This is a genomic window from Citrobacter amalonaticus (assembly GCF_037053465.1).
GTDB lineage: Bacteria > Pseudomonadota > Gammaproteobacteria > Enterobacterales > Enterobacteriaceae > Citrobacter_A > Citrobacter_A amalonaticus_H.
Window position 1 is genome coordinate 288,233 of the sequence record NZ_JBALIF010000004.1, and the last position, 17,261, is coordinate 305,493.

Here is a 17,261-nt window from a genome sequence, read left to right on the forward strand (position 1 = left end):
GGGTGATGTGAGCAGGATGCATAAGTTCAGGAAGAACAACAGGTCGTAAGACCGCTGGAAAAGTTGTCATGGATGAGCAGGGAGCACTTTAAGTAGCTGGAATGCTGCGAAACGAACCGGGAGCACTGTTTTTACAGTGCTCCCTTTTTTTATTTCTTTTTTACTGGTGGTATTCTTCGCGCCAGATTTTTCATCATTGAGGTGACTTTCATGACGGCTCATGACCGTGTGCGCCAGCAGCTTCACGCGCTTGAAGCACTGCTGCGCGAGCATCAACACTGGCGGATGGATGAACCCGAAGCCCATCTGTTTTCCAGCACTCAGCCTTTTTGCATGGATACCATGGAGCCGCTTGAGTGGTTGCAGTGGGTGCTGCTCCCCCGGATGCATGCTCTTTTGGACAGTGCGCAGCCGTTGCCTGACGCTTTTGCCGTCGCACCCTACTATGAAATGGCGTTGAGCGCCGATCATCCACAGCGCGAAATCCTGCTGGAGACGCTGCAGGCACTGGATGCGCTTTTCGCGCAAGATGAATCCTGATGCTGGAAATTTTGTATCAGGACGAGTGGCTGGTGGCGGTCAATAAACCTTCCGGTTGGCTGGTCCACAGGAGCTGGCTGGATCGCGACGAAAAAGTGGTGGTGATGCAGACGGTGCGCGATCAGATTGGTCAGCATGTCTTTACCGCGCATCGTCTCGACAGGCCGACATCTGGCGTGCTGTTGATGGGGCTTTCCAGCGAAGCTGGTCGCCGTCTCGCACAACAGTTTGAGCAGCATCAGATCCAAAAGCGCTATCACGCTGTTGTCCGCGGCTGGTTAATGGATGACGCCGTGCTCGATTATCCTCTTGTCGAAGAGCTCGATAAAATCGCCGATAAGTTTGCCCGTGAGAATAAGGACCCGCAGCCTGCGGTGACCCATTATCGCGGTCTTGCCACCGTTGAGATGCCGGTGGCAACCGGTCGCTATCCGACGACGCGCTATGGACTGGTTGAGCTGGATCCGCAAACGGGACGAAAACATCAACTGAGACGCCATCTGGCCCATCTGCGTCATCCGATTATAGGTGACAGCAAGCACGGCGATTTGCGGCAAAACCGTAGCGCGGCGAACCATTTTGGCTGTAACCGACTGATGCTGCACGCAAGCCAGCTTTCGCTGACGCATCCATTCACCGGTGAACCGTTGACGATTCACGCGGGGCTGGATGCGGTATGGATGCAGGCGCTATCACAGTTTGGCTGGTTGGGACATCTCCCTGATAATGAAAGGGTTGAGTTAAGCGAGCCAGCAGGTCAGGATGAAGACATCTGTTCTTTATTCAGGGAGTAAGTCAGCATGGCGGAAATTGGGATTTTTGTCGGTACGATGTACGGAAACGCGCTGTTGGTTGCCGAGGAAGCTGAAGCGATCCTGACGGCGCAGGGGCATAAAGCGACCGTTTTTGAAGACCCTGAACTGTCGGACTGGCAGGAATATCAGGATAAAGTCGCGCTGGTAGTCACTTCTACCACCGGGCAGGGCGATTTACCGGACAGCATTGTGCCATTGTTTCAGGGCATAAAAGACACGCTCGGCTTCCAGCCTAATCTGCGTTACGGCGTAATTGCGCTCGGCGACAGCAGCTACGTCAATTTCTGCAACGGTGGGAAACAATTCGATGCCCTGTTGCAGGAGCAAAGCGCCCAACGTGTTGGGGAAATGTTGCTGATTGATGCCAGCGAGCATCCGGAACCTGAAAGTGAATCCAATCCCTGGGTTGAACGCTGGGGAACGCTCTTATCCTGAGCGGTAACCTTCTCAGCAAGAAAACGGTCTGTTTTAAGTTTCATAACACGAAATCGTGTTAGTTTCAGGCAAACGCCAGTAAAACCCTTTCACTATTAACGGTTTTTACTGGCGTTTTCATAGGGTCAAGCGACCTGTTTCACACTCCTGCCTTTTCTGCGCTTGCACTGCGCTATTTCTGTTGGCGGTTTTCATTTCCGTGAAGTCGATTCCATTCCCTTGGGCTTTTGCCACAAACATACGTGATACGCCGGTTAAATGTTGTGTTGTTGCACGGTGAGCAAGAACCTGGTGCTTTTTATACTTCTCCTGCCAGTTATAAAAAATGCAGTAAGTAAGGCGAACGACCCTATAAAAGCTGCCAAAAAACACGAAACGTCATCTCTGATCCCTACCGGTTGTGCTGTTCAGAGTGAGCGTGGCTAACGCGAAAATTCAGGAGTGCAACAATGAGTTCATTAAGTCAGGCTGCGAGCAGTGCGGAAAAACGCACTAATGCCCGCTACTGGATAGTGGTGATGCTGTTTATCGTCACCTCATTCAACTACGGCGACCGTGCCACCTTATCCATTGCGGGTTCGGAAATGGCCAAAGACATTGGTCTGGATCCCGTCGGCATGGGTTACGTTTTCTCCGCGTTCTCATGGGCCTACGTTATCGGGCAGATCCCGGGCGGTTGGCTGCTGGACCGTTTTGGTTCCAAACGCGTTTACTTCTGGTCCATCTTCATCTGGTCTATGTTTACCCTGTTACAGGGCTTCGTCGATATCTTCAGCGGATTCGGCATTATCGTCGCGCTGTTTACCCTGCGTTTCCTCGTCGGTCTGGCAGAAGCGCCGTCCTTCCCCGGCAACAGTCGTATTGTTGCGGCCTGGTTCCCGGCGCAGGAGAGGGGGACGGCGGTCGCGATCTTTAACTCTGCACAGTACTTTGCCACCGTTATTTTTGCGCCGATCATGGGCTGGCTGACGCACGAAGTGGGTTGGTCGCATGTGTTCTTCTTTATGGGCGGCCTCGGAATTGTTATCAGCTTTATCTGGCTGAAAGTGATCCACGAACCAAATCAGCATCCGGGTGTGAACAAGAAAGAGCTGGAATACATTGCAGAAGGCGGGGCGCTGATCAACATGGATCAGAAAGACGCCAAAGCCAAAGTGCCGTTTAGCGTGAAATGGGGACAGATCAAGCAATTGCTGGGTTCCCGCATGATGATTGGTGTCTACATCGGGCAGTACTGTATCAACGCGCTGACCTACTTCTTTATCACCTGGTTCCCGGTTTATCTGGTGCAGGCGCGCGGGATGTCGATTCTGAAAGCGGGCTTTGTTGCCTCTGTCCCGGCGGTATGCGGATTTATCGGCGGCGTGCTGGGGGGAATTATTTCCGACTGGCTGATGCGTCGTACCGGCTCGCTGAACATCGCGCGTAAAACGCCGATCGTGATGGGGATGCTGCTGTCGATGGTGATGGTGTTCTGTAACTACGTCAATATTGAGTGGATGATCATTGGCTTCATGGCGCTGGCGTTCTTTGGTAAGGGCATTGGCGCGCTGGGCTGGGCGGTAATGGCGGATACCGCGCCGAAAGAGATCAGCGGCCTGAGCGGTGGGCTGTTCAATATGTTTGGCAATATCTCCGGTATCGTAACGCCGATTGCGATTGGTTACATCGTCGGGACCACCGGCTCGTTCAACGGTGCGCTGATCTACGTGGGTGTGCACGCGCTGGTGGCGGTACTGAGTTATCTGGTGTTGGTGGGCGATATTAAACGTATCGAACTGAAACCTGTCGCGGGGCAACGCTCATGACGACACAATCCAGTTGCCATTTGCACAACCACGTTGATATTTACCTGGCGATATTTTCGACCGTCACTGATTTTGCATAAGGACTAAATGATGAGCACACAATTCACTACCCCTGTTGTGACTGCAATGCAGGTTATCCCGGTGGCGGGCCACGACAGTATGTTGATGAACCTGAGCGGCGCACATGCTCCGTTCTTCACACGTAATATTGTGATTATCAAAGATAATTCAGGCCATACGGGGGTGGGTGAAATCCCCGGAGGCGAGAAAATCCGTAAGACGCTGGAAGATGCCATTCCGCTGGTGGTGGGCAAAACTCTGGGCGAGTACAAAAACGTGCTGAACGCCGTACGCAATGAATTTGCTGACCGTGACGCCGGAGGACGCGGCCTGCAGACGTTCGATCTGCGTACCACTATCCACGTGGTGACCGGGATCGAGGCGGCGCTGCTGGATTTGCTCGGCCAGCATTTGGGGGTGAACGTAGCCTCTCTGCTGGGCGATGGTCAGCAGCGTAGCGAAGTCGAAATGCTCGGCTATCTGTTCTTCGTCGGTAACCGTAAAGCCACGCCGCTGCCGTATCAGAGCCAGCCGGATGAAAAATGTGACTGGTATCGTCTGCGCCATGATGAAGCGATGACGCCAGATGCCGTCGTTCGCCTGGCGGAAGCGGCCTATGAAAAATACGGTTTTAATGACTTCAAACTGAAAGGCGGCGTGCTGGCTGGGGAAGAAGAGGCCGAGTCCATTGTTGCGCTGGCAAAACGTTTTCCACAGGCGCGTGTCACCCTGGATCCGAATGGCGCATGGTCACTGAATGAAGCGATCAAGATTGGTAAATACCTGAAGGGGGTGCTGGCCTATGCGGAAGATCCGTGTGGGGCAGAACAGGGCTTCTCGGGCCGTGAGGTAATGGCGGAGTTCCGTCGCGCGACGGGTCTGCCAACGGCGACGAACATGATAGCCACCGACTGGCGTCAGATGGGACATACGTTGTCACTGCAATCGGTGGATATTCCTCTGGCCGATCCGCACTTCTGGACCATGCAGGGCTCGGTTCGCGTCGCGCAAATGTGCCATGAATTTGGCCTGACCTGGGGTTCACACTCCAACAACCACTTTGATATTTCGCTGGCGATGTTCACGCATGTGGCAGCGGCCGCGCCGGGCACGATCACGGCGATCGACACCCACTGGATTTGGCAGGAAGGTAACCAGCGCCTGACCAAAGCGCCGTTTGAAATTAAAGGCGGTATGGTACAGGTGCCGTCGAAACCGGGTCTGGGTGTTGAGCTGGATATGGACCAGGTGATGAAAGCGCATGAGCTGTATCAGAAGCACGGTCTGGGCGCGCGTGACGACGCAATGGGGATGCAGTATCTGATCCCGAACTGGACCTTCGATAATAAACGCCCCTGCATGGTACGTTGAGGTGCAAGCCGGTTCTGAAAGGGACCGGTTATTTTTTATCGGCAAACCGGGTGTATGCTTAACAGAGTCAACATGCGTAAGGACGGCTTATGAAAATAGTGATCGCACCGGACTCGTATAAGGAAAGTTTGAGTGCGCTTGAGGTGGCGAGCGCCATTGAGCAGGGTTTTCGGGAAATCTGGCCCGATGCGGATTACGTAAAATTGCCGGTTGCTGATGGGGGAGAAGGAACCGTCGAAGCGATGGTCGCCGCGACGGCTGGACGCATTGTTGAGGTCAACGTCACGGGTCCGCTGGGGGAGCCTGTTTCAGGATTCTATGGTTTATCCGGCGACGAGCGCACCGCGTTCATTGAAATGGCAGCGGCGAGCGGCCTGGAGCGGGTTCCGGTCTCTTTACGCGATCCGTTAAAAACAACCTCCTGGGGAACCGGAGAGCTGATTCGTCACGCGCTGGATACCGGTGTTGACCACATCATAATCGGCCTCGGCGGTAGTGCCACTAATGATGGCGGTGCGGGCATGGTGCAGGCGCTGGGGGCAAAATTGCTCGATGCGCATCATCGTGAGATTGGCCTGGGCGGTGCGGCCCTTGAGACGCTTGAGCAGATAGACATTAGCCAACTGGATAAACGTCTGGCGGCCTGCCGGATTGAAGTGGCCTGCGATGTCACTAATCCGTTGACCGGTAAGGAAGGGGCATCTGCGGTGTTCGGTCCTCAGAAGGGGGCAACGCCAGAGATGATTACACGTCTTGATAACGCGCTAGCGCACTATGCGAAGCTTATCGCCCGCGATCTGGCTGTGGACGTTCTGGCGCTGGCGGGCGGCGGAGCGGCAGGAGGGATGGGGGCAGCGCTGTATGCCTTTTGTGGCGCCCAGTTGCGGCGTGGCATTGAGATTGTGACTGACGCCCTGCATCTGGATGATTGTGTCGCCGACGCTGACCTGGTGGTCACCGGTGAAGGGCGTATCGACAGCCAGACCATTCACGGTAAAGTGCCGTTCGGGGTGGCGAAGGTCGCGAAGCGCTATAACAAACCGGTTATTGGTATTGCCGGAAGCCTGACGGCAGATGTTGGCGTGGTTCATGATCATGGACTGGATGCTGTTTTCAGCGTGATCTATAGCGTCTGTACGCTGGAAGAGGCGCTGCAAAATGCGGCAGAGAATGTGCGTATGACCGCGCGCAACGTCGCGGCAACGCTCAAAATGGGACAATCAATAATGTAGTCTCCCGAGACCCGATAAGCGACTTCGTGTCGCTATCGGGCCTACAGGTATGATTAGCCTAATACGCGTTTCGCTTCGCGCGCCACGTTATCCATTTCGTCGAGCAGTTCCAGAAACTCGGGTTCCAGATCCTCTTCCAATGTTCCTTCACGGAGCTGACTTTCCAGTAACTGACAAAGATTCTTCAAGCGTGGAACGCCGCTATAGCTGCAACTGCCATGCAGTTTATGCAGCAGGTCAATGACACCTTCCGGATTTTCTCCAACCAGTTGTTCTTCAATTTTATTACGAACTTCCGGCAGGAAATCGATCAGCATTTGCAGCAGATCGCGCGCCAGATCCGGTTTACCTGCAGCCTGGCGCAGCGCCAGTTGCCAGTCCAGGGTCGCGTTGGGGTTAATGACTGGTTCGATCGATTCCGCCATGAGCAAACGTGTGGACACCCCGCTGCCGGGTTTATAGCGCAGCAACAGGTTGTGCAGTTTCTCTTCCTCGATCGGTTTTGCCAGATAGTCGTTCATCCCGGCGCTCAACAACTTCTCTTTCTGACCCGCCATGGCGTGCGCAGTGACGGCGATGACGGGCGTTTGTTGCTGATGAGGGAGCTGATGGATTAACTCACAGGCCCGGATGCCATCCATATCCGGCATCTGGATATCCATCAGGATCAGATCAAACTGCATTTGTTTTGCGCGATCAACGGCCTGGTGACCGCTCTCGCAAAGTTCAACGTGCTGCACCTGATCTTCCAGTAGTGCGCCGATCAGCTTCAGGTTGGCAGGGTTATCATCCACGGCCATTACCGTCATGGCGATCTTACTGTTGTCTGACAACAGTAAATCATCATGGCAGTTCTGGCTGCATAAATCGACGAGCGCCGGAAGCAAGCGGGTGGAGGTAAGCGGTTTCAATAAACAGCTCGCCACGCCATCTTGTTTGAGTTTTTCAGCGTTGATTTGAGCATGGCAGGGCAGGGCCAGCATCAGGACATCGGACATTTTGGTTGCCTGAATCAATCGCTCATGCTGCATCGTCAGCGGCTCTTTGAAGGTGACGGCAACCCCCACCAGCATAATGTCGTAATGCTCAACCGACAGCGCGGAAAATGAGGGGCTATAAACCACCTCCAGCGGCGTTTCACTGAGGATATCCAGTGTACATTGCGCGGCGGCGGCATTTGGCTCGATGTAAGCAATACGTTTACCCGCCAGACATCCCGTGTCAGGACCGTCGATAATCACATTGGGGTTCAGGTCAAGATTGATGTGGAACCAGAAGGTCGAACCGCGGTTTGGCTGGCTGTGGAAAGAGATATCGCCGCCCATTTCATTGACCAGTTTCTGCGTAATCACCAGCCCCAGCCCGGTTCCGCCGTGGCGGCGGGAAATACTGGCGTCGGCCTGGCGGAAGGCCTGGAACAGGCGCGACTGATCGCGCTCCGGGATGCCGATACCGGTATCGCGGATCTGCACTTCAATCTGTACTTTGGTGTTACTCAGCGAGCGCTTCTCTACCAGGATGTCGATGTTGCCATTCTCGGTGAACTTAATCGCGTTACCCACCAGATTGGTGATCACCTGCTGCAAACGCAGGGGATCGCCAATGACGTTATCCGGGACATCGTTTTTAATATTGAGCGTCAGCTCCAGGCCTTTGTCATGCGATGAATGCGCCAGAAGCGTCACCACTTCATCCAGCGTATTACGCAGCGCGAAAGGAATACTTTCCAGAATCAGTTTGCCGGCTTCCAGCTTCGAGAAATCCAGCACGTCGTTGATGATCGCCAGCAGGTTATTGGCTGACCGCTCAATGGTATTCAGGTGGTCGCGTTGTGTGGTATTAAGCTCGGTTTTCAGCGTCAGGCGGGTAAAGCCGATCACGCCGTTGAGCGGTGTACGCAGCTCATGGGACATATTCGCCAGAAACTCGGATTTAATACGTGCCGCTTCCTGAGCGCGTTTTTTTGCCAGATCCAGCTCGACGTTCTGAATTTCCATCTGTTCGAGCGTTTCGCGCAAATCAGAGGTCGCCTGATCGATATTATGCTGCATCTCTTCGTGATAAGCGGCGAGCGACATGGCCATAGCGTTAATGCCGTTTTTCAGCATATCCAGTTCACCGAGCATAAAGCCCTCAACGCGGCTGTCGAGCTGCCCGCGTCGAATACGGTCAACGGTATTCACCATGTTGCGAATCGGACCCGTTACGTCGCGCATTAAACGCCAGCCAAAAATCAGCGCGATGCCGATACAAAACAGCATCATCACCGTAGAAATGAAGATTTCTTTGTACTGTTGCAGGCGCACTGACTTGAGATCCAGTTCAAGCGCCACATATCCCAACATATTATGTTCATTTTTGGCTTCGCTGATGGCGGATTCATCCGGCGAATAGCTTTCCGAAATAATGGGCGTGCGCAGAACGAGAGTGTCACCGTGGTGCTCAACGCTCAGTCGACGCGGAAAGGATGAACCTGACGGAAGTTGCGTCGCCGCCGGATCGAGGTGGAAATTGGAGGTGACGAAAAGTCGATTATTCTCGTCGTACACCGAAATTGCCCGCACAATATCGGAATGGCGGCGATGCAAAACGCTGATGAGTTGACCTATGGATTCGCGGTTTTGCAGGCTCATGCCATATTCGGTGGAGACGGCGAGCGGCTCGATAATACTGGCTCCGGCATCTTCCAGTTGACGCTGCAAGTCGTGGTAGCGATGCACAACAAAAAAGATACTGAGCAGTAAACCGATAAGCACGGTCGGAGCCAGAATCAGAATCATCATGCGAGCGCGCAGGCTGTAGTTGGTCATGGAGTTCCGTTATGGGACAATTAGGGTCACACTGTTAAATTGAGAATAATCTCGTCGATGGCGCAATTCTACTCTGCAAAACGGCGCGTGACGACGCGCCAGATCATAACCGTTACTGTCAATGACCTCGACGCTTTTGGCCAGGGGGTAGCGCGGCATAACGGAAAGACGCTGTTTATCCCCGGATTGCTGCCCCAGGAAAGTGCGGACGTGACGATCACCGAAGATAAAAAGCAGTATGCGAAAGCGCAGGTGAAGCGCCGTTTGAATGATAGTCCGGATCGGGTGACGCCGCGTTGCCCGCATTTTGGCGTCTGCGGTGGATGTCAGCAGCAACATGCCAGTATCGAACTACAGCAGCGCAGCAAACGCGCTGCGTTGTCGCGTTTAATGAAAAACGAGGTCGCTGAAGTGATCGCCGATACGCCGTGGGGCTATCGCCGGCGGGCGCGTCTGAGTCTTCACTATCAGCCGAAAACTCAGCAGTTGCAGATGGGGTTTCGCAAGTCAGCCTCCAGCGACATTGTTGATGTAAAGCAATGCCCTGTTTTGGTGCCCCAACTTGAAGCATTGCTGCCCGATCTCAGGGCGTGTCTCAGCAGCCTGCAGGAAATTCGCCATCTGGGACATGTTGAACTGGTGCAGGCGAGCAGCGGCACGCTGATGATTTTGCGCCATACCGCGCCATTAAGTCGCGAGGATAACGAAAAACTGGAACGCTTTTCGCATTCAAAAGGGCTGTCTCTTTATCTGGCTCCGCAAAGCGAGAGACTGGAAGCGGTTTCGGGTCAAACCCCCTGGTATGAGTCAAACGGGCTACGCTTAAACTTCAGTCCGCGAGATTTCATTCAGGTGAATGAAGGGGTGAACCAGAAAATGGTGGCCCGCGCGCTGGAGTGGCTGGACGTACAGCCAGACGATCGCGTACTGGATCTGTTTTGCGGGATGGGCAACTTTACGCTTCCGCTGGCAACCCGGGCGGCAAGCGTCGTCGGTGTGGAGGGCGTCCCCGAACTGGTGGAGAAAGGACGTGAAAACGCACGGCAAAATGCATTACAGAATGTGACATTCTTTCATGAAAATCTGGAAGAGGATGTCACACGACAGCCGTGGGCGAAGAATGGTTTTGATAAAGTATTGCTCGATCCCGCACGCGCAGGGGCTGCCGGTGTGATGCAACATATTATAAAATTGCAGCCTGGCCGTATTGTTTATGTATCCTGTAATCCAGCCACGCTGGCGCGTGATAGCGAGGCGCTGTTACGCGCAGGGTACCACATTCAGCGGCTGGCGATGCTCGATATGTTCCCCCACACGGGGCATCTGGAATCAATGGTGTTGTTTGAGCATTCATAATGAATCACGACTTGTCGACTTCGACAGGTCACGTCCCTTAAGGAGAGGACAATGGTTGCGGTAAGAAGTGCACATCTAAACAAAGCTGGGGAATTTGACCCGAAAAAGTGGATCGAAAGCCTTGGGATCACCAGCCAGCAGTCATGTGAACGCTTAGCCGAAACCTGGGCGTATTGCCTGCAACAGACGCAAGGGCATCCGGATGCGGAACTCCTGCTGTGGCGTGGCGTGGAGATGGTGGAAATCCTCTCGACGCTGAGTATGGATATCGACACGCTGCGGGCTGCGTTGCTGTTCCCTCTGGCTGATGCCAATGTTGTCAGCGAGGAAACCTTGCAGGAAAGCGTGGGTAAATCCATCGTCAACCTCATCCACGGTGTGCGTGACATGGCGGCGATTCGCCAGTTGAAAGCGACCCATACCGACTCCGTTTCCTCTGAGCAGGTCGATAACGTGCGGCGAATGCTGCTGGCGATGGTCGACGACTTCCGCTGCGTGGTAATTAAACTTGCCGAACGTATTGCTCATTTGCGTGAAGTGAAAGATGCGCCGGAAGACGAGCGCGTACTGGCGGCGAAAGAGTGCACCAACATTTACGCCCCGCTGGCAAACCGGCTGGGTATCGGGCAACTGAAGTGGGAGCTGGAAGATTATTGCTTCCGCTATCTGCATCCTGCTGAATACAAACGTATTGCCAAACTGTTGCACGAACGCCGTATCGACAGGGAGCATTACATTGAAGAGTTCGTGGGGCATCTGCGCGCTGAGATGAAAACCGAAGGCGTGAAGGCGGAAGTATACGGACGCCCGAAACACATCTACAGCATCTGGCGCAAAATGCAGAAAAAGCATCTGGCCTTTGATGAGCTGTTTGATGTGCGCGCCGTGCGAATTGTGGCCGAGCGTTTACAGGACTGCTACGCCGCGCTGGGGATTGTGCATACGCATTATCGTCACTTGCCGGATGAGTTTGATGACTACGTTGCCAACCCGAAGCCCAACGGCTATCAGTCGATTCACACCGTGGTGTTAGGGCCGGGCGGTAAAACGGTCGAAATTCAGATCCGCACCCGACAGATGCATGAAGATGCTGAACTGGGTGTGGCTGCGCACTGGAAGTACAAAGAAGGTGCGGCGGCGGGTGGAACACGTTCTGGTCATGAAGATCGCATCGCCTGGCTGCGTAAACTCATCGCCTGGCAGGAAGAGATGGCGGATTCGGGTGAAATGCTCGATGAAGTGCGCAGCCAGGTCTTTGATGATCGGGTTTACGTCTTTACGCCGAAAGGGGATGTGGTGGATCTGCCCGCAGGTTCCACGCCGCTCGACTTTGCCTATCACATTCACAGTGATGTCGGACATCGCTGCATTGGGGCGAAAATCGGCGGACGCATTGTGCCGTTTACCTATCAATTGCAGATGGGCGATCAGATTGAAATTATCACCCAGAAGCAACCTAACCCGAGCCGTGACTGGTTGAACCCGAACCTGGGCTATGTGACGACCAGCCGTGGCCGCTCGAAAATTCACGCCTGGTTCCGTAAACAGGACCGGGACAAAAATATCCTCGCCGGACGACAGATTCTGGATGACGAGCTGTCCCATCTGGGTATCAGCCTGAAAGAGGCGGAAAAGCATCTTCTGCCGCGCTACAACTTCAATGAGCTTGAAGAGCTGCTAGCGGCCATTGGCGGCGGCGATATCCGTCTGAATCAGATGGTGAATTTCCTGCAATCGCAGTTCAACAAGCCGAGCGCCGCTGAAGAAGATGCTGCGGCGCTGAAACAGCTTCAGCAGAAAACCCACGCACCGCAGAATCGTCGTAAAGATGATGGACGTGTGGTTGTGGAAGGGGTCGGGAACCTGATGCACCACATTGCCCGATGCTGCCAGCCGATTCCTGGTGACGAGATCGTTGGGTTTATCACCCAGGGGCGAGGGATTTCTGTCCATCGTGCGGACTGTGAACAACTGGTAGAACTGCGTTCCCATGCGCCAGAGCGTATTGTGGATGCCGTCTGGGGAGAAAGCTACTCGGCGGGCTATTCGCTGGTGGTGCGCGTTCAGGCCAACGATCGCAGTGGTTTATTGCGTGATATCACCACGATCCTGGCGAACGAAAAGGTCAATGTGCTCGGGGTTGCCAGCCGTAGCGATACCAAACAGCAGCTCGCCACCATCGACATGACCATTGAGATTTATAATCTGCAGGTGTTGGGACGCGTCCTCGGCAAGCTGAATCAGGTGCCCGATGTGATTGACGCCCGTCGTCTGCAGGGCAATTAATGATTTCCAGGCCGGATAAGGCGTCAGCCGTCATCCGGCAAAATCGCAATGCCCGATGACGCTTTGCTTATCGGGCCTACGTATTCGGGACTTAGCCGTTTATTATTTGTAGGCCGGATAAGGCGTCAGCCGTCATCCGGCAAAATCGCAATGCCCGATGGCGCTTTGCTTATCGGGCCTACGTATTCGGGGCTTAGCCGTTTATTATTTGTAGGCCGGATAAGGCGTCAGCCGTCATCCGGCAAAATCGCAATGCCCGATGGCGCTTTGCTTATCGGGCCTACGTATTCAGGACTTAGCCGTTTATTATTTGTAGGCCGGATAAGGCGTCAGCCGTCATCCGGCAAAATCGCAATGCCCGATGACGCTTTGCTTATCGGGCCTACGTATTCAGGACTCACCAATGAACCAGATTGACCGTCTGCTCGGCATTATGCAGCGCCTGCGAGACCCGGAAAACGGCTGCCCGTGGGATAAAGAGCAGACCTTCGCCACCATTGCTCCTTACACCCTTGAAGAAACCTATGAAGTGCTTGATGCGATTGCGCGGGAAGATTTTGACGATCTTCGCGGTGAGCTTGGCGACCTGCTTTTTCAGGTGGTGTTTTACGCGCAGATGGCCCAGGAAGAGGGGCGCTTTGATTTCAATGATATTTGCGCGGCAATCAGCGACAAACTGGAGCGCCGCCATCCGCATGTCTTTGCAGAGGTTTCTGCCAGCAACAGCACTGAGGTACTGGCCCGTTGGGAGCAAATCAAAACGGAAGAACGTGCGCAAAAGGCGCAGCACTCCGCGCTGGATGATATCCCCCGCAGTTTGCCCGCGTTAATGCGGGCACAGAAAATTCAAAAGCGCTGCTCAAACGTGGGTTTTGACTGGACGACGCTGGGGCCGGTGGTCGACAAGGTGTACGAAGAGATTGACGAAGTCATGTATGAGGCCCGGCAGGCCGTAGTCAACCAGGCTAAACTGGAAGAGGAAATGGGCGATTTGCTGTTTGCCACAGTAAATATGGCGCGACATTTAGGCACCAAAGCCGAAATCGCTCTGCAAAAAGCCAACGAAAAGTTCGAGCGTCGTTTTCGCGAGGTCGAGCGGATTGTCGCCGCGCGAGGCCTCGAAATGACAGGTGTTGATCTGGAAACCATGGAAGAGGTCTGGCAACAGGTAAAACGCCAGGAAATTGATCTCTAAGGAAATTGAGCGGTCAAGGGCGTTTTGTGTGATTTTTTAAATAACAAGCGCTTGATTTGCGTCAAAAACATTTGCCCCAAAGGGGCTATTTTCTCACTCCCGATGTTAAATGTGAGCTGACGAAGAGGAGGGATAATGAAAGTTTGTGGCGTACGTCATGTTCGGGTATACTACTTTCCCGTCCTGGTTATTCCATCGTTTCACCCTAACTTCTCAGGTTCAGCATGACAACGAACTATATTTTTGTGACCGGCGGGGTCGTATCCTCTCTGGGTAAAGGCATTGCCGCAGCCTCCCTCGCAGCCATTCTTGAAGCCCGTGGCCTCAATGTGACCATCATGAAACTGGATCCGTACATCAACGTCGATCCGGGCACCATGAGCCCAATCCAGCACGGGGAAGTGTTCGTTACTGAAGACGGCGCTGAAACCGACCTGGACCTGGGTCACTACGAGCGTTTCATTCGCACCAAAATGAGCCGCCGCAACAACTTCACCACGGGTCGTATCTACTCTGACGTTCTGCGCAAAGAGCGTCGTGGTGACTATCTGGGCGCGACCGTACAGGTTATCCCGCACATCACCAATGCCATCAAAGAACGCGTGCTGGAAGGCGGCGAAGGCCATGACGTGGTGCTGGTTGAAATCGGCGGTACCGTCGGTGATATTGAATCATTGCCGTTCCTTGAAGCGATTCGTCAACTGGCGGTTGATATCGGTCGTGAACACGCCCTGTTCATGCACCTGACGCTGGTGCCTTACCTGGCGGCTGCGGGTGAAGTGAAAACGAAACCAACCCAGCACTCGGTGAAAGAACTGCTGTCTATCGGGATTCAGCCTGATGTTCTGATTTGCCGTTCCGATCGCGCTGTTCCGGCCAATGAGCGCGCAAAAATTGCATTATTCTGTAACGTGCCGGAAAAAGCCGTTATTTCAATGAAAGATGTCGATTCCATTTATAAAATTCCAGGGCTGTTGAAATCCCAGGGCCTGGACGATTATATTTGTAAACGATTCAGCTTAGAGTGTCCGGAAGCTAACCTGGCCGAATGGGAACAGGTCATCTTCGAAGAAGCGAATCCGGCAGGCGAAGTCACTATCGGTATGGTCGGCAAGTACATTGAACTGCCGGATGCCTATAAATCGGTGATTGAAGCGCTGAAACATGGCGGTCTGAAAAATCGCGTTACCGTCAACATCAAGCTGATTGATTCACAGGATGTTGAAACGCGCGGCGTCGAAATCCTGAAGGATTTGGACGCTATCCTGATCCCGGGCGGCTTCGGCTACCGCGGTGTGGAAGGTAAAATCGCCACTGCACGCTATGCGCGTGAGAACAATATTCCTTATCTGGGCATTTGCCTGGGTATGCAGGTTGCGTTGATCGAGTTTGCACGTAACGTCGCAGGTATGGACAACGCCAACTCGACGGAATTTGTGCCAGACTGTAAGTACCCGGTTGTGGCGCTGATTACCGAATGGCGTGACGAAGACGGTAACGTTGAAGTCCGTACCGAGAAGAGCGATCTGGGTGGCACCATGCGTCTTGGCGCGCAGCAGTGTCAGCTTAGCGACGACAGTCTGGTGCGTCAGTTGTATGGCACACCGACGATTGTTGAGCGTCATCGCCATCGTTATGAAGTCAACAATATGCTGTTGAAACAGATTGAAGCTGCGGGTCTGCGCGTTGCAGGCCGTTCCGGTGATGATCAGTTGGTCGAGATCATTGAGGTACCGAATCATCCGTGGTTCGTGGCCTGTCAGTTCCATCCGGAATTTACTTCCACGCCACGTGATGGACATCCGCTGTTTGCTGGCTTTGTAAAAGCCGCCAGTGAGCATCAGAAGCGTCAGGCGAAGTATTAGAACGGCAACGCGTACCAAAGGTACGCGTTGTTTGTCTGGAGTTTTAGTTTAACTTGTACTGAGGAAAACCTAATGTCCAAAATCGTTAAAGTCATCGGTCGTGAAATCATCGACTCCCGTGGTAACCCGACTGTTGAAGCCGAAGTACACCTGGAAGGTGGTTTCGTCGGTATGGCAGCAGCCCCGTCAGGTGCTTCTACGGGTTCCCGCGAAGCGCTGGAACTGCGCGATGGCGACAAATCCCGTTTCATGGGTAAAGGCGTACTGAAAGCTGTTGGCGCGGTTAACGGCCCGATCACTCAGGCTATCCTTGGCAAAGATGCCAAAGATCAGGCTGGCATCGACAAGATCATGATCGATCTGGACGGTACTGAAAACAAATCCAACTTCGGTGCGAACGCTATTCTGGCTGTGTCTCTGGCAAACGCCAAAGCAGCAGCTGCCGCTAAAGGCATGCCGCTGTACGAGCACATCGCTGAGCTGAACGGTACTCCGGGCAAATACTCCATGCCGGTTCCGATGATGAACATCATCAACGGTGGTGAGCACGCTGACAACAACGTCGACATCCAGGAATTCATGATTCAGCCGGTTGGCGCGAAGACCCTGAAAGAAGCTGTACGTATGGGTTCTGAAGTGTTCCACAACCTGGCTAAAGTGCTGAAAGCGAAAGGCATGAACACGGCTGTGGGTGACGAAGGTGGCTATGCGCCGAACCTGGGTTCCAACGCAGAAGCGCTGGCTGTTATCGCTGAAGCGGTTAAAGCAGCAGGCTATGAGCTGGGCAAAGACATCACTCTGGCGATGGACTGCGCAGCGTCTGAATTCTACAAAGACGGTAAATACGTTCTGGCTGGCGAAGGCAACAAAGCGTTCACCTCTGAAGAATTCACGCACTTCCTGGAAGACCTGACCAAACAGTATCCGATCGTTTCTATCGAAGACGGTCTGGACGAGTCTGACTGGGACGGTTTTGCTTACCAGACCAAAGTTCTGGGCGACAAAATCCAGCTGGTTGGTGACGATCTGTTCGTAACCAACACCAAGATCCTGAAAGAAGGCATCGAGAAAGGCATCGTTAACTCCATCCTGATTAAATTCAACCAGATCGGTTCTCTGACCGAAACGCTGGCTGCAATCAAGATGGCGAAAGACGCTGGCTACACCGCTGTCATTTCTCACCGTTCAGGTGAAACTGAAGATGCGACCATTGCTGACCTGGCTGTGGGTACCGCTGCAGGCCAGATCAAAACCGGTTCTATGAGCCGTTCTGACCGCGTTGCTAAATACAATCAGCTGATTCGTATCGAAGAAGCGCTGGGTGAAAAAGCACCGTATAACGGTCGTAAAGAGATCAAAGGCCAGTAATTCTTACTGTCTCTTTACTCTCCTGAAAACCCGCTTCGGCGGGTTTTTTTATGTCTTTCTTTAGCGCAGCCGCTGCGCATGACCAGAAAGGCGAAATCTGCGATAATTAACGATTATCCC

The 17,261-nt window shown here is 53.6% G+C and carries 12 protein-coding genes; 11 read left to right on the forward strand and 1 reads right to left on the reverse strand.

Annotated elements, in window-relative coordinates; all coding sequences use genetic code 11:
- The first annotated feature begins 210 nt into the window (after positions 1–210).
- The 6 genes from WB371_RS09070 to WB371_RS09095 all read left to right on the forward strand — a co-directional run bounded on the left by WB371_RS09070 (position 211) and on the right by WB371_RS09095 (position 6,261).
- Entirely contained in the window at positions 211–540 is a 330-nt protein-coding gene (locus WB371_RS09070; protein WP_336219733.1) for a YqcC family protein, read from the forward strand.
- Positions 540–1,334 (forward strand): tRNA pseudouridine(65) synthase TruC, encoded by a 795-nt coding sequence (gene truC, locus WB371_RS09075; protein ID WP_336219734.1) that lies wholly within the window; start codon positions 540–542, stop codon positions 1,332–1,334. The genes WB371_RS09070 and truC overlap by 1 nt, the downstream gene beginning before the upstream one ends.
- A 6-nt stretch (positions 1,335–1,340) precedes the next feature.
- Complete coding sequence (locus WB371_RS09080; protein WP_336219735.1) at positions 1,341–1,790, forward strand: flavodoxin; 450 nt, start codon at positions 1,341–1,343, stop codon at positions 1,788–1,790.
- Positions 1,791–2,239: 449 nt separating this feature from the next.
- Complete coding sequence (gene gudP / locus WB371_RS09085; RefSeq protein ID WP_336219736.1) at positions 2,240–3,598, forward strand: galactarate/glucarate/glycerate transporter GudP; 1,359 nt, start codon at positions 2,240–2,242, stop codon at positions 3,596–3,598.
- Between the two features lie 90 nt (positions 3,599–3,688).
- Positions 3,689–5,029, forward strand: a complete 1,341-nt coding sequence (gene gudD / locus WB371_RS09090; RefSeq protein WP_336219868.1) for a glucarate dehydratase — start codon at positions 3,689–3,691, stop codon at positions 5,027–5,029.
- Positions 5,030–5,118: 89 nt separating this feature from the next.
- Positions 5,119–6,261 carry a glycerate kinase gene (locus WB371_RS09095; protein ID WP_336219737.1) on the forward strand — a complete coding sequence of 381 codons (1,143 nt, stop codon included), beginning with the start codon at positions 5,119–5,121 and terminating at the stop codon, positions 6,259–6,261.
- 53 nt (positions 6,262–6,314) lie between these two features.
- Here WB371_RS09095 and barA read toward each other — a convergent pair whose 3' ends face one another.
- A complete protein-coding gene (gene barA / locus WB371_RS09100) occupies positions 6,315–9,071 on the reverse strand; it encodes a two-component sensor histidine kinase BarA (RefSeq protein ID WP_336219738.1) in 2,757 nt (918 codons plus the stop codon).
- A gap of 57 nt (positions 9,072–9,128) precedes the next feature.
- On the opposite strand from barA, the gene rlmD reads away from it, so the two are divergent.
- The 5 genes from rlmD (at position 9,129) to eno (ending at position 17,141) form a co-directional block, all read left to right on the forward strand.
- Positions 9,129–10,427: a 23S rRNA (uracil(1939)-C(5))-methyltransferase RlmD gene (gene rlmD, locus WB371_RS09105; protein WP_336219739.1), complete on the forward strand. Its 1,299-nt coding sequence runs from the start codon at positions 9,129–9,131 to the stop codon at positions 10,425–10,427.
- Between the two features lie 51 nt (positions 10,428–10,478).
- Positions 10,479–12,713, forward strand: coding sequence for a GTP diphosphokinase (gene relA / locus WB371_RS09110; protein ID WP_336219740.1), 2,235 nt, complete (start codon positions 10,479–10,481; stop codon positions 12,711–12,713).
- A gap of 403 nt (positions 12,714–13,116) precedes the next feature.
- A complete protein-coding gene (gene mazG / locus WB371_RS09115; protein ID WP_336219741.1) occupies positions 13,117–13,908 on the forward strand; it encodes a nucleoside triphosphate pyrophosphohydrolase in 792 nt (263 codons plus the stop codon).
- A 224-nt stretch (positions 13,909–14,132) separates the two neighbouring features.
- Positions 14,133–15,773, forward strand: a complete 1,641-nt coding sequence (gene pyrG / locus WB371_RS09120) for a glutamine hydrolyzing CTP synthase (protein ID WP_336219742.1) — start codon at positions 14,133–14,135, stop codon at positions 15,771–15,773.
- 72 nt (positions 15,774–15,845) lie between these two features.
- Positions 15,846–17,141, forward strand: a complete 1,296-nt coding sequence (gene eno / locus WB371_RS09125; RefSeq protein ID WP_336219743.1) for a phosphopyruvate hydratase — start codon at positions 15,846–15,848, stop codon at positions 17,139–17,141.
- Positions 17,142–17,261: the final 120 nt, after the last annotated feature.

Excerpts from the sequence above, each read along its gene's own strand:
- WB371_RS09095 (WP_336219737.1), top strand. The coding sequence starts at position 5,119 with ATGAAAATAGTGATCGCACCGGACTCGTATAAGGAAAGTTTGAGTGCG.
- WB371_RS09070 (WP_336219733.1), top strand. The coding sequence starts at position 211 with ATGACGGCTCATGACCGTGTGCGCCAGCAGCTTCACGCGCTTGAAGCA.
- eno (WP_336219743.1), top strand. The coding sequence starts at position 15,846 with ATGTCCAAAATCGTTAAAGTCATCGGTCGTGAAATCATCGACTCCCGT.
- barA (WP_336219738.1), bottom strand. The coding sequence starts at position 9,071 with ATGACCAACTACAGCCTGCGCGCTCGCATGATGATTCTGATTCTGGCT.
- rlmD (WP_336219739.1), top strand. The coding sequence starts at position 9,129 with ATGGCGCAATTCTACTCTGCAAAACGGCGCGTGACGACGCGCCAGATC.
- gudP (WP_336219736.1), top strand. The coding sequence starts at position 2,240 with ATGAGTTCATTAAGTCAGGCTGCGAGCAGTGCGGAAAAACGCACTAAT.
- truC (WP_336219734.1), top strand. The coding sequence starts at position 540 with ATGCTGGAAATTTTGTATCAGGACGAGTGGCTGGTGGCGGTCAATAAA.
- mazG (WP_336219741.1), top strand. The coding sequence starts at position 13,117 with ATGAACCAGATTGACCGTCTGCTCGGCATTATGCAGCGCCTGCGAGAC.
- pyrG (WP_336219742.1), top strand. The coding sequence starts at position 14,133 with ATGACAACGAACTATATTTTTGTGACCGGCGGGGTCGTATCCTCTCTG.
- gudD (WP_336219868.1), top strand. The coding sequence starts at position 3,689 with ATGAGCACACAATTCACTACCCCTGTTGTGACTGCAATGCAGGTTATC.
- WB371_RS09080 (WP_336219735.1), top strand. The coding sequence starts at position 1,341 with ATGGCGGAAATTGGGATTTTTGTCGGTACGATGTACGGAAACGCGCTG.
- relA (WP_336219740.1), top strand. The coding sequence starts at position 10,479 with ATGGTTGCGGTAAGAAGTGCACATCTAAACAAAGCTGGGGAATTTGAC.